This window comes from Shewanella sp. MF05956 (assembly GCF_059758055.1).
The window spans coordinates 22,950-35,758 of record NZ_JCAYNV010000025.1; the positions used below are offsets into that span (position 1 = coordinate 22,950).

The following is a 12,809-nucleotide window of genomic DNA, read 5'->3' on the forward strand; positions in this document are numbered from 1 at the left end:
TAACACTTTTATAGCACACACTAATTGTTAGCGCTAACAATTAGCACAAGATACTTAGCCTTAATAAAATAAACAGCCTCATCATTACTGATGAGGCTGTCTAGATTAACGATTACGTAAAAATGGGACGCTTAATATAATGTAGCTTTGCCCATTTCGTGCCACACAAGTTTAGATAGAACAACATACTAGGACAAAAGATGATCATTTCTTAAGCTTTAATAATTAAAACAGGTCGAGTGCGAGTGGTTTTCCGTATAAAAATCCTTGTAAATCATTGCATCCCATCGCTTTTAATAATTCATACTGCTCTTCGTGCTCTACCCCTTCAGCGATTGTGCCTAACCCCAGGTTTAGTGCGAGTTGGACGATGGTGCGTGCGATGGCGGCATCTTTTTGATTATTAACGATGCCATCGACAAATGACTTATCAATTTTTAAGGTGTCGATTGGAAAGTTCTTTAAATAGTTGAGTGACGAGTAACCTGTGCCAAAGTCATCGATAGCCAAAAGAACACCGAGTTCTTTGAGTTTAAACAATAATGCAATGGCATCGTCAACGTTACTGATGATGGCGGATTCAGTAATTTCAAGTTCAAGTAAATGAGCAGGTAGCGATGTTAACAACAAGGCATTTTTAACGTGGTCGACAATGTTGGCGTGATTAAATTGTAGCGCAGATAAATTAACGGCCATTCGAGTAAAATTACTGTCGACAGCGTGGATTTTTTGGGCTTTTTTACAGGCTTCAATTAACGCCCACTCACCGATAGGAATGATTAATCCACTACTCTCTGCCATGGCCATAAAATCAACAGGCGACAACATGCCTTTGGTGGGATGATTCCAGCGCAGTAATGCTTCGTAACCGATAACTTTACCGTTTAATGAGCTCACTTGAGGTTGGTAATGTAATTGGAGTTGATCGCCTAAGCTAATCGCTTCTCTGAGTTCGGCCTCCAGTTGCAATCTGTCCATTAATGACTTGTGCATGTCATGAGAAAAAAGCTGATAACCATTTTTACCATTATTTTTAACTTCATACATTGCTGTATCGGCGTGTTGCAGCAGTATATCGCCAGTGAGTCCGTCATCTGGATAAAACGAAATACCAATACTGGCAGAGATAAAAGTCTTTTTACCCATAATAAAATACGGCTTAGACAACTCGTCGATAATGCGTTGAGCAATAATAGCAACACTGTCAAATGTGGTCAGTTCGGTTAATAACAGGGTAAACTCATCGCCGCCTAAGCGTGCAATATGTTCATTGTCAAAGTCGACATGATTATTACCAATGCTCAGTTCATCAGTGGTACGTATCGACATTTTAATGCGTTTAGCTGCTTCACAGAGTAATTCATCACCCGCTTTGTGCCCTAAGGTGTCATTAATGCGTTTAAAATGATCTAAATCGATAAAGAGTAAGGCTAATTTTGTTCCATGGCGCTTTGCTAATGCGATAGCTGATTCTAATTGAACCAAAAACTTCCGTCGATTAGGCAGGTCAGTTAATGTGTCGAAATAAGCATAATAGGCAATTTCTTGTTCCGATTTTTTACGGTTAGAGATATCGTGTAACGTGCCGTTTAAACGCTGCCCTGTAAAATCATCGGTGATATCGGTTCTGTCATGTAACGTTATCACTTCACCACTACCATTTAATATTCGATATTCAATATCGTAGGACACTTTGTTTTTTAAAGCATTTTTAAGTGTTTTAGTCAAAAACTCACGATCGTCTGGATGAATAATTTCAATTAAATTAGCAAAGTCGAGTTCGCGTTCTTGCGGCTGTATACCAATCATGCGATACACTTCGTCAGAACAATCAAGTGTTTGATGCTTAAAATCCCACTCCCAAGAGCCTAAGTGAGCGATGCTTTGTGCCCTGGCCAATCGATTTTTACTTTTAGTGAGCTCCTTGATGGTTTTGTTGGCTTTTAGGACATAGTGGATCCGATGATTCAACAAAGGCCATTTTACTGGTTTAGTCATAAAATCAGTGGCACCGACATCGAATGCTTTTTTAATGTCTTCTGGCTGGTCTAAAGCTGTCACCATAATAATGGCAACATTATCACCTTCTGGCATAGCCCGAATAGCAGAGCAGCATTCAAAACCATCCATTTTATCCATAGAGACATCAAGTAAAATAAGGTCGGGCAAGTGCAAACTGAATAATTCTATAGCCTCTTCACCACTGCTGGCTTCAAGAATATGTGTCATCGACGGATTCAATGCACGGCGCATCAGCATGCGAATGACGGGATCGTCATCCACAATTAAAATGACATCATGTATTACATTGTGCGTCATTGACTCAACTCCTCAATCTTTTGCATTAGCGCTTGTTGAGTTTGTTCAAATACGGTGTCAAGCGATGCTGCTAGCGGGTTGGCCTCATCTAATTGGGTATTGCGTGCCAATAACTCAATTTGACTGGCTAAACATTGTATTTTACTCGCGCCTAAATTAGCAGAACTAGACTTTAACGAATGCGCCGCTTTAAACACCTTATCGGCATTTTGCTCTGCGAGCCCCAGTGTAATATCGCTGATCAATGTCGGGGTACTGTTAATATAAATATCAATAATGGTTTTCACCAGTTCCACTGAATCATCTGGCGATATTTGCATAATGTCATTGAGAGGACCTTCGACAAAAATCTGTGGCTCATCATCGCTTTGTTTATCGTTTTGGGCTAATGTCTCGACAGAGTCAAATACCCATTTATTTAAGCAGTCACTGAGGGTTTGTCTGGTAAACGGTTTCAGTAAGGTATCTTTTGCCCCTGCAGCTCGAAACTGACGTTTTACATTAGGCTGTATATCAGCGGTTAGCGCAATAATGGGCGTGGTAAAGTTTACACCCTCAGGGCCTTGATTCGTGATGGCTTCTGTTGCCGCTATCCCATCAGCTACGGGCATATGATAATCCATAAAAATCACATCAAACTTTTTCTCACTAGCCCGCTTAATCGCCTCTTCGCCGTTATCGACGATTTCACATTCATGGCCTAAAGAGGCTAACAAGCTTTTAACCACTAATTGATTGACGACGTTATCTTCAGCGACTAGGACATGCGTTTTACGGTAAATGGCTTCGCTAATCGTATTGTTAAACAGTTCGCTCACGGGCTCAGATGAACTATCAACAGCGACAAGCGGAAGGCTAAACCAAAATACACTGCCTTTGTTAACAGTGCTTTCAACACCATAGCGACCATTCATTAATACAATCAGTTGCTGGCAAATGGCTAAGCCTAAACCTGTGCCCCCAAACTCGCGGGTAATGGAATTATCGGCTTGTGTAAATGGAGTAAAAATTGATTCTAGTTTAGTGTCAGAAATCCCAATACCCGTGTCATTAACGGTGAATTTGATTACGGTATCTGAGCCCTCAATATGTTCACTAACCTTAACCGTTATTCCTCCCTGGCGAGTAAATTTAATCGCATTAGAAATGAAGTTGTTAATAATTTGACGGATCCGAACAGAGTCACCTAAATAGCTCAATTGCGTTAATGGTTCGATATCAACTGTAAATGTGAGGTTTTTATTGTGTGCGACAACTTGATGCGATTGACAGGTTGAATGGACTAAATCAGGAAGATTAAATTCACGTATGTCTAAATCCATTTTATTGGCGTCGATTTTAGAAAAGTCTAATACCTCATTCAACAATACCAATAACGTTTGCGCTGAATCGTTAATCATATCTACAGTCTTAGTGACGTCTTTATTCAAATCATAGGATTTAAGTAAATCTGAAAAACCAATAATGCCATTAAGTGGTGTTCTTATTTCATGACTCATTACTGCCAAAAATTCAGATTTAGCCAGATTGGCATTTTTGGCGATTTCTAACGTTTGTTGTAACTCAAAGGTACGTTCGCTTACACGATGTTCTAATTCACGGTTAATGGTTTCTAATTGTTGACCACGCGTGTCAACCTCAGAAATCATAACGTTAAAACTATCAGCAAGTTGTGAAAATTCATCATGAGATTTTATGCTGACTCGCTGGCTATAATCTTTGTTATTTGAAATTTGTTCAATCACAGCTAAAAGTGTGTTCATCGGCTTAGTAAATAACGACTGCAACCAAAACATCACCAATAAACTGGCAAAAAAAGCCGACACACTGGCTGACACCACTAACAATAAGTAATCATCAAGCTGTTTTGTTAATGTATTCATATTGTCGGTAATGCGAAGCATGCCGACAAACTCACCTTCGGAGAGTATTGGCGTATACGAATGTACAGCACCATGGCTAAACGTAATGTGTTTTTTCTTACTCGACACTACATCTAAAAATGGCTCTGTTTGTATGTTCGATTCATGTTGTGTATTGCTAGAGTACACCGCAAAAATATGACCCAGTGGATCATAAATTACCGCATTGATAATGTCAGGTTGAGCAACTAAAGCAGACAAGGTTTTCTCGGCCGAGCTGGGATCGTTAAATATCATCGCAGATAAACTGTTGCTCGCAACAATATCACTGAGCACGGTTAAGTTTTGCTCCGCTTTTTGTTTGGTAATGGCAAATTGTTGGCTAATTAACGCGGTAGAAATTATCGCAATGACGATGACGGCAATCGCAAGCATTGAACAAATAAGCTTGGTTCGAATAGAAGAAAAATTGATTATGCTCATCGTTTTACCTCAAGCGCTAACTTTAAGACCTGTGAGCTTATATTTAAGCCAGATTGTTCTATCGCTTGCATGTTCACTTTGAAAAATAGTCGTTTATCTTGTTCTACAATTTCAATCATGCCGCCCTGTGCAGCAAAACCAGAAATATCCGACACGGTTAAAATTGCTTTACTGTCTACAGCCAAAAATAACCGTCGTGTTAGCTCACGTGAGCCTGAGTCGATAAACACCACATCACATTGATCTATTGGGCTGGTTTCTGATAATTGAATAGCCGAAATGGCGTGTGTCGCTATCTTTTTATTCTCAAGCCCCTTAAAGCTGTCTCGATATTGATTAGCATAAAAACAAATTTTCCATGCAGAATCTTGTTCAAGACGTGTTTGAGGCCATTGAGTAAACTTAGCAAAGTTATAGGTAAATGCCGCTTTTAAGGCAAACGAGTCCTCGGCGATTGTTGGACCAGAAAACAGCACCAGTATCGCCATCAATGAATAAATTAGCTGTCGATAAATGTTATCTTTTTTCATAAATAATGCTTAAAAGCTCAAGCTTGCTTTAACAAAATAACTTGGCCCTACCTGATAAGGCAGCAAAAGACTTTCGGCTTCATATTCAAGGTGTGATGAATAAAATAAATCTTTACCGTATGCAGATAGCATAAGCTTAGGCGTTACCGCCCAGCTAACACCAATATCAACCCCCGTATAGCCATCAATGCTTTTAAAGCTCGATCCGTTACCGGTGAGTAACTCTGTGCTGTCAATGAAACGCCATACAATATTAAAATCAATGTTTTCGGTTATGTTCCAATCAATCATGGCAGACACCATATTTTGCGGCGCTTGAGTATTTTGACCTAAGATGTCACCAAATTCGTTTTGAATATAGCTGTAGTTAATACGTAATTGCAGCAAATCGGTCATAGCCCACATTGACGACAATTCGGCGCCATAATTGTAGCCATCATATTGGTTTTCAAAGACAGTGTATTGTGAAAGGTAATTCGGAAAAGCACTAAAATCAGTAGTGCCAACAGAGGTGCTGCGTAATTTATCATAAGTATTATAGAAAAATGTGGTGTCAAAAGACCATTTTTTAGCGGGTACAAAGCGGTAGCCAACTTCATAAGAGACTATTTCTTCCGATTGATAATCATCACTGCCCACAACAAACACTTTAACTGGGGGTGAGACATCCGATGGCGGAATATTCAGCGCGTTAACTGATAAGTTATTTTCAACACGAGAAGGCGTTCGCACTGCACGGGCAATTGAAGTCCAAACACTGTTTTTAGTATCGACTTGCCACATTAATCGGATATTGGGCTGAACTTCAAATCCGGTATAATCATTGTGCTCAAAGCGTGATGCTAACGTTAACCAAAGTGCATCGTCTACTAAGGCAATTTCGTCACTTACAAATGCACTCCATAAATGCGTTTGTGTTGAATCGGGTTCAGTGCTGGTTAAAATAGGCATTGAACTAAAATCATCGCTTATATATCGGTAACCTAAGCCCCAAACGATATTATTATCTTGACCAACGATGAGCTGATGTTGAAAATCAACATCTACAGTATTGGTGCGTAAATGATAAAGTTCTTCGTCTCTGTCGGCAAAATCGTAATAGGTTTGCAGTGTGTATTCTGAGGTAGCCGACAACGCTTTAGTGTAACGAGATAATAAATTAAACCCTTCGCTCTCAACTTCTTCTGAATAAAATTCACGGTATACCGGCGATTCCATCGAGGCGACATTGGATGCTTGGTGCATTTTGGTTGTGTAATAATCACTGCTTAACGTCAGGCTAGTGTCGTTTTCAAGCTGAATATCAACCCGCCCACCTAATTGTAAATGGCGCCAATCATTATTTTTATCGACGGTCGCAGCAGCATCAATCAGTGAACTGTCGAGATCATTTGGGTTATGGTCTAAAGAGTCACGACTATTGCCTTTTATATACATTCTCGAGGTCGTATTGTCTGATATCTTAGTGCCGTATCGTGCACCGATAAAGCCTTGTTCATAATCACCCGCACCAAGCTCAGCATAGCCTCCTAACGTATCTGCACTGTGTTTAGTGATAATGTTAATAACACCATTAACCGCATTGGCACCCCACAATGCAGCACTCGGGCCGCGAATAACTTCAATACGTTCAATATCGGCCATTAAGGTATCTTGTACTTCCCAATACACTCCTGAAAACGCAGGGGAATAAAGCGTTCGACCGTCCATCATCACTAGGAGTTTGTTGTTATACCTGCCATTAAAGCCACGGCTGCTGACAGCCCACTTTTGAGCGTCAATTTGAGCAACATGTAAGCCAGGTACATCACGCAGAGCTTGAGGGATGGATGTCGCGCCAGAGTGGCGGATGGCATCGTTAGTAAGAACATAAATAGCAGCGGGAGAATTGGATAAAGACTGCTTTTGTTTTGAAACCGATGTGACTTCTACGTTCATCAATTCTTGCAAACTGAGGTCTAATGAATTTGATTCTTGCGCCATAACAGTGGAACTTGCACATAAAACCGCTAACGCAGAGTAAGGAAACACATTCAATTTCAACATTTCAATAATGCCCTCGAAAAATTAACTAGTATGTAAAAGTTTATGAATAAACTTATACATTTATACAATTAATTTACACTAACAAACCATAAATGTATGTCTTAGGGTATGATTTTTATTAATTTAAAGAGAATTTTCAGTTAAACATGCTGTAAAAATGCCAAAAATGTGAACTCAGCAATAATCAACCCAAATCACGTTAGTCATTCGCGACTTAGGTTGTCACTTTAGTTACAGGCGCATTTGCGGGTTTGTATGGTTTACCTGATGATAAAATTTGAGGTTTTTACCTACTGTGAGTTTGTCTCTATCTGTCATGTTATTCCAACTGATAATTTGCTCTACACTCACGTTATAAACTCTTGCAATACTCCATAAGGTATCGCCGTATTGTACTGTATGCCCCGCTTGGAGAGCTGTACTGGATGATACTGAGGTTAGCAGCGGCTGTGCTGGCGTATTGTCGGTCTGTTTTTGATGTATTTTTTTTGCCGCTGATTTCGATGCGGCTAATTCAACATCTAAAATGACTTGCGATGCCGTGTGTGGCATGTATAAAAATTTTCCGGCAACAATAATATCGCCATTAATGTCATTCATGGCTTTAATTTTATCAACACTGGTTTGATGACGTTGTGCGATAACCGTAATATTGTCACCGTTTTGGATTTGATATTTGTACCATTTCACCCGTTCATTAACATCAGTATTGGCTAATGCCTGCTTAAACTTATGCGCTTTACTCACCGGCACCACCAATTGATGTGGCCCTTGTGGTGATGTTGCCCAACGATTAAAACCGGGATTTAATTTCTGTAATCGTGTCACAGGTATTTTAGCCAGCTTAGCCGCGACGGCTAAATCAATTTGACTGCCAACATCAATCACTTCTACTAAGGGTTTATTAGGAATTGAGTTGAGGCTTATGCCGTAGCTTTCAGCATTTTTAACCACATCGGCAATGGCTAAGAGTTGCGGCACATATTGTCTGGTTTCAGTGGGTAATTTTAATGACCAAAAGTCAGTATCAAGTCCCCTTGCCTCATTATATCTTATGGCTTCTCTCAACCGGCCTTCACCTGCATTATACGCCGCGAGTGCATACAACCAGTTATCGGTTTTTTTATACAAATATTCCAACATATCTAGCGCTGCAGTGGTTGCGGCAGGAACATCTTTGCGCCCGTCGTACCACCAGTTCATGTCTAAACCAAAGTGACTTGCCATCGGCGAGGTAAATTGCCACAAACCTGAAGCATCTGCACTTGAATACGCTAAAGGATTAAAAGAGCTTTCAACAATGGGTAACAATGCCAGTTCAATCGGCAAATCACGGTGTTCAAACTCTTGGACAATTAAATATAAGAAAGGCCGAGCGCGCTGCGAAATTAGCTCTAAGTGCTTTGGATTATCAATGTACCATTGGCGATATCGATTGACTAAGTACTGGTCAGGTATGGGCATATCCATTGAAAAGCGAATACGTTCCCATACATCACCAGACTCTTTATATTGTCGACGAACCAATGATTTGGGGATGTTATATTCAGTCGACTTTTTAGATTTATTAACGTTTTTTAGTGCTTCTACTTTGGTGACAGTTGCTGTTTGGCACCCGCTTAACAGCATAAATCCCGCGGAGATAAGGAAGAGAGATGTTTTCAATTAAAGGTATTCCTCAGATATTACGCGGTGTTTTTATTGATTAAAGCGTAAGCAAAATTGAGCAAAAGTCGGGCATTATAATTCAGATTTAAAAACCTTGCTATTGAAATCACAGCGTCCAATTTTACCTGTTTAACTCCAACGAAATTGGCTATATCAGCCTTTGTGCTTGGTTATGGTCAAATTCTGTTAAGGTTTTTCTTGCCAGGTATCTAAAGGGAAAAGCTTTCACTGCTTCTTCAAATGGCATCACGGCGAAAGCCCAAAAAATGGATGCGTCGAAATACAAAATCAATAACGCACACAGCGGAATTGAGATTAGCCATTGACCGGTAAAATTGATTTTAAATACCGCCGTCGTCTTACCCAACGCACGCAATATATGACCATGCACCGTATTGTATCCACGGATAAACGGCAACAGTATATATAAAGGGGCTATTGATGCTAACGCTATGTAGGTATCAGGGTTTAACCCTGGATAAATATCACCAATTACAAAACTTAATCCAAAAAATAAACCGCAAGACAATACCGACAAGACGACAGCCATCTTGATACTTATATCAACATCTGCGGTTAAGTTTTCTAGTTTTGCTGACCCAATCGCTTGGCTAATTGTAATAGCGGATGCGTGCGCCCATGAGGTGATAAATTGAGTTCCTCCTCTTATCCAGGGCATTAATACGGTAATGGCGGCATAAGCATTGATAGAGAGCTGCGAATACAATAGTTGGTAAATTGTTGCCCCAATAGACAACATGGTGACATTGGCAGCTACAGGAAAAATCTCAACGAAATGCAATTTAATATTGTTTAAAAATAATGCCTTTTTGCTGCTAAAAGACAAATCCAACTCTTGCTGGTACTTTAAACAGACGGTTAAAAATATCATTCTTAAGCTTATTGCAATAACACTGCCTATTGCTGCGCCAACAACCCCTAAGCCCTGCCAATCACTCACGCCATGGATTAAAAAATATGATGCGAAGGCATTAATGGGTAACTCAATCAAATAGCTCTTAAACGGAATTTTACTATGGCCTAGCGCGTTAAACATTGCCGTGATAACTTGCGTAATGGCAGTAAATAAGACTAAGTATTTTGCATAATCAAGGTACGCACCAATCTCAACATATAAGGTGATATTGTCAGTTAGCCAATGAATCAAATCTTGATCTAACCATGAAAGCAATAGCCAAAACACGATAGCCACGAATAAGTTAATCAACATTCCAGACCAATATGCATTAGCCAGTTTGGTCTGGCTTCCAGAGCCTACAGCCCGGCTCATCACCAGTTGAGTCCCATTAGCCAGCGCCATTTGAATACCTAAAATAAATGACACAATAGTGGTGGCAATCCCCATTGCCGCTAATGATACTTCGCCTAAAGGACTGACTAATAAGGTATCAATCATCAACATTGACTGCATTAACAGCGCATTTAATGCTAATGGCCAGCCTAAAGAGATATTACGTTTGATGTAGGCATGAGATGCCGTTGATAAAAACACAGTACGTCCTCTAACAAATATGTTAAATAAATCATGTTGTTTATCAATCACATTGACCACTCTAAAACATTATTCCAGTATTGATGAACTGACTATAATCTGCCACTGTGATTGACACTTAAGTTAGTCAACAACAGATGGCTAACAATGCTAAGCATTAAGTAATACAATTACATTAAGCTAATCAACATAAATTAACAGATCTTTTTTTATTTTATGATCAAATTTAGATGAAATTAAAACAGTAGTCACTAAGAAATACATCAATAAACGTGAGCCTTAATGATTTACTCATCAATTTGGTGTTTGCTTAAACCTCTGCCCAGCCTTGACTTTTGACTATAAAGGCTTGTAATAGCGATAACTCAGATCCGTACTGCGTCACTATTTCAGATGGTTAAATTAAACAAAATCATATATGTCACATTTAAAAAGATTGCTCGTTTGTATAGTGATTTTTTAGGTGTATAGTTGTACTTAAATAGTATGTTTTAATAAGTAGAGATGAATATGATCGGTGATTTTGATTCAATTGCTGGCTCAAAGCGCAGTTTGCATGTACAAGTCGCTCGTGAAATAGCGAGAAAGATATTGTCTGGTGAACTCGCGCAAAATTCAATTATCCCAAGCGAATTATCTCTCTGCGAACAATTTGGTGTTAGTCGAACCGCACTGCGAGAAGCAATTAAACTGCTAACGTCAAAAGGCTTATTAAAGTCGAGACCGAAAGTAGGTACTAAAGTGGTTGAACGAGCATATTGGAACTTTCTTGATTCTCAATTACTTGAATGGATGGATGGTATTTCTGATAATGACGAATTCTGTTCGCAATTCTTGGGTTTACGCGGTGCAATTGAGCCAGAAGCGTGCGCCCTTGCTGCTCGCCATGCGACGGTAGAACAACGCATGAAACTGTCTGACATATTTGAACAAATGTGCGATATAGCCAATGCTGCTGTTTTTGATCAAAAAAAATGGACCTTGGTCGACACACAATTTCACAGCTTAATCTTTAATGCTACGGGTAACGTATTTTACCTGCCATTTGGCAATATTTTAACGACCATGTTTGCAAACTTTATCCACCATACCTCTGAAGATGGCAGCACCTGTATTGAAGAGCACAGAAAAATATACAGTGCCATTATGGCGGGTAACAGTGACAAAGCTCGCGCTGCATCAGCTGCTCATTTATTAACGGTTAAAGACAAATATCCTGTTTAATTCATTTCGTATTGAGTGGCGGTATTACTGAATCAAGAATGCATACTGAATCAAGAATGCACATCGATCATCAATCAATCGATGTGTGTTATTGAGTGGTGTACCCAATCACATAGCCTAATGAAAAACTTGACCTCATCACGATTTGGGTCTGACACAACAAGCCAATACTCTTTCAAAAAACACTAAAACGGTGATATCTACTGATGCTTGTATCAGCTTTTATCATGGCAGTTGTATTTATATTAAAATAATAAATCGCTAGAGGTCTTTATCATGCCACAATCTTTACTGCCGAATATCATGACTTTTATCAGTCAGATCGATCCTTTCGACAAAATTGATAAAGCCGAATTAAGAGAATTATGCGCTCATGTTAAAATAAGCTACTTGGGCAAAGGCGAAAAAGTCGACCTCAATGATGATGACAAAGAAAAATCACTCTATATCGTTCGCACGGGTTCAATGGAACAACGCAAAACTGATGGTGTACTTAGAGCGAGATTAGGACCTGAAGATCTGTTCGGCTTTACTTTTCTAAATTCGAATGTCAACGATAACGAAGGCTATTACGCTACCGCAATTGAAAATACCCTGCTCTACTTAATTCCTCATTCTTCACTGCAAACCTTATTTAAACATTCTCCACATGTAGCAGAACATTTTGCCTCACAAGCACAGGTTCGATTAAAGTCAGCTTTAGATGTTGTGTGGTCTAACAAAGAGAAAGGGTTATTTTTACGTCGAGTTGGTGATATTGCCACAGGACGTATTGCCATTGTTACTGCGGACATGAGTATTAAAAAAGTGGCTCATGAAATGCGTAACGTACTGCGAACCTCATGTGCCGTCATTTATAAAGACAGTCAGATTGTCGGTTTAATTACTGACCGCGATATGACCAAGCGCGTAATTGCAGATGGCGTATCTGTTGAGCGCCCGATTGAAGATGTGATGACATTATCACCCCACATCATCAAACCAGACGATTTAGTGCTGCATGCTGCATCATTAATGATGCAGTATAATATTCGTAACCAGGGCGAGATCGTGAATGTTTTTTGAACAATTTGACGCACTATTTGACGTTAACATCTCGCTATGATCTTATACTCCCTTTTTTCGGGAGCACACCATGCATATTGACCACTTCAAAGAGAATTT

The 12,809-nt window shown here is 39.6% G+C and carries 8 protein-coding genes; 2 read left to right on the top strand and 6 right to left on the bottom strand.

Features of this window, described 5'->3' with window-relative positions:
- Positions 1-225: 225 nt before the first annotated feature.
- The 6 genes from AC19MX_RS19840 to AC19MX_RS19865 all read right to left on the bottom strand — a co-directional run bounded on the left by AC19MX_RS19840 (position 226) and on the right by AC19MX_RS19865 (position 10,421).
- Complete coding sequence (locus tag AC19MX_RS19840; protein WP_498299634.1) at positions 226-2,319, bottom strand: two-component system response regulator; 2,094 nt, start codon at positions 2,317-2,319, stop codon at positions 226-228.
- Positions 2,316-4,664, bottom strand: a complete 2,349-nt coding sequence (locus tag AC19MX_RS19845; RefSeq protein WP_498299635.1) for an ATP-binding protein — start codon at positions 4,662-4,664, stop codon at positions 2,316-2,318. Before AC19MX_RS19845 ends, AC19MX_RS19840 begins: the two co-directional genes overlap by 4 nt.
- The gene (locus tag AC19MX_RS19850) at positions 4,661-5,194 is read right to left on the bottom strand and encodes a YfiR family protein (RefSeq protein ID WP_498299636.1); all 534 of its coding nucleotides are present in this window, start codon (positions 5,192-5,194) and stop codon (positions 4,661-4,663) included. Before AC19MX_RS19850 ends, AC19MX_RS19845 begins: the two co-directional genes overlap by 4 nt.
- A gap of 9 nt (positions 5,195-5,203) precedes the next feature.
- Positions 5,204-7,240, bottom strand: a complete 2,037-nt coding sequence (locus AC19MX_RS19855; protein ID WP_498299637.1) for a TonB-dependent receptor plug domain-containing protein — start codon at positions 7,238-7,240, stop codon at positions 5,204-5,206.
- Positions 7,241-7,471: 231 nt separating this feature from the next.
- On the bottom strand, positions 7,472-8,905 hold the full coding sequence (locus AC19MX_RS19860; protein WP_498299638.1) for a transglycosylase SLT domain-containing protein: 1,434 nt from the start codon (positions 8,903-8,905) through the stop codon (positions 7,472-7,474).
- A 151-nt stretch (positions 8,906-9,056) separates the two neighbouring features.
- Positions 9,057-10,421, bottom strand: a complete 1,365-nt coding sequence (locus AC19MX_RS19865) for an MATE family efflux transporter (RefSeq protein ID WP_498299639.1) — start codon at positions 10,419-10,421, stop codon at positions 9,057-9,059.
- A gap of 504 nt (positions 10,422-10,925) precedes the next feature.
- Here AC19MX_RS19865 and AC19MX_RS19870 point away from each other — a divergent pair.
- Both AC19MX_RS19870 and AC19MX_RS19875 read left to right on the top strand, forming a co-directional pair.
- Positions 10,926-11,645, top strand: coding sequence for a FadR/GntR family transcriptional regulator (locus tag AC19MX_RS19870; protein WP_498299640.1), 720 nt, complete (start codon positions 10,926-10,928; stop codon positions 11,643-11,645).
- Positions 11,646-11,921: 276 nt separating this feature from the next.
- The gene (locus AC19MX_RS19875; protein ID WP_498299641.1) at positions 11,922-12,710 is read left to right on the top strand and encodes a CBS domain-containing protein; all 789 of its coding nucleotides are present in this window, start codon (positions 11,922-11,924) and stop codon (positions 12,708-12,710) included.
- The last annotated feature ends 99 nt before the right edge of the window (positions 12,711-12,809 follow it).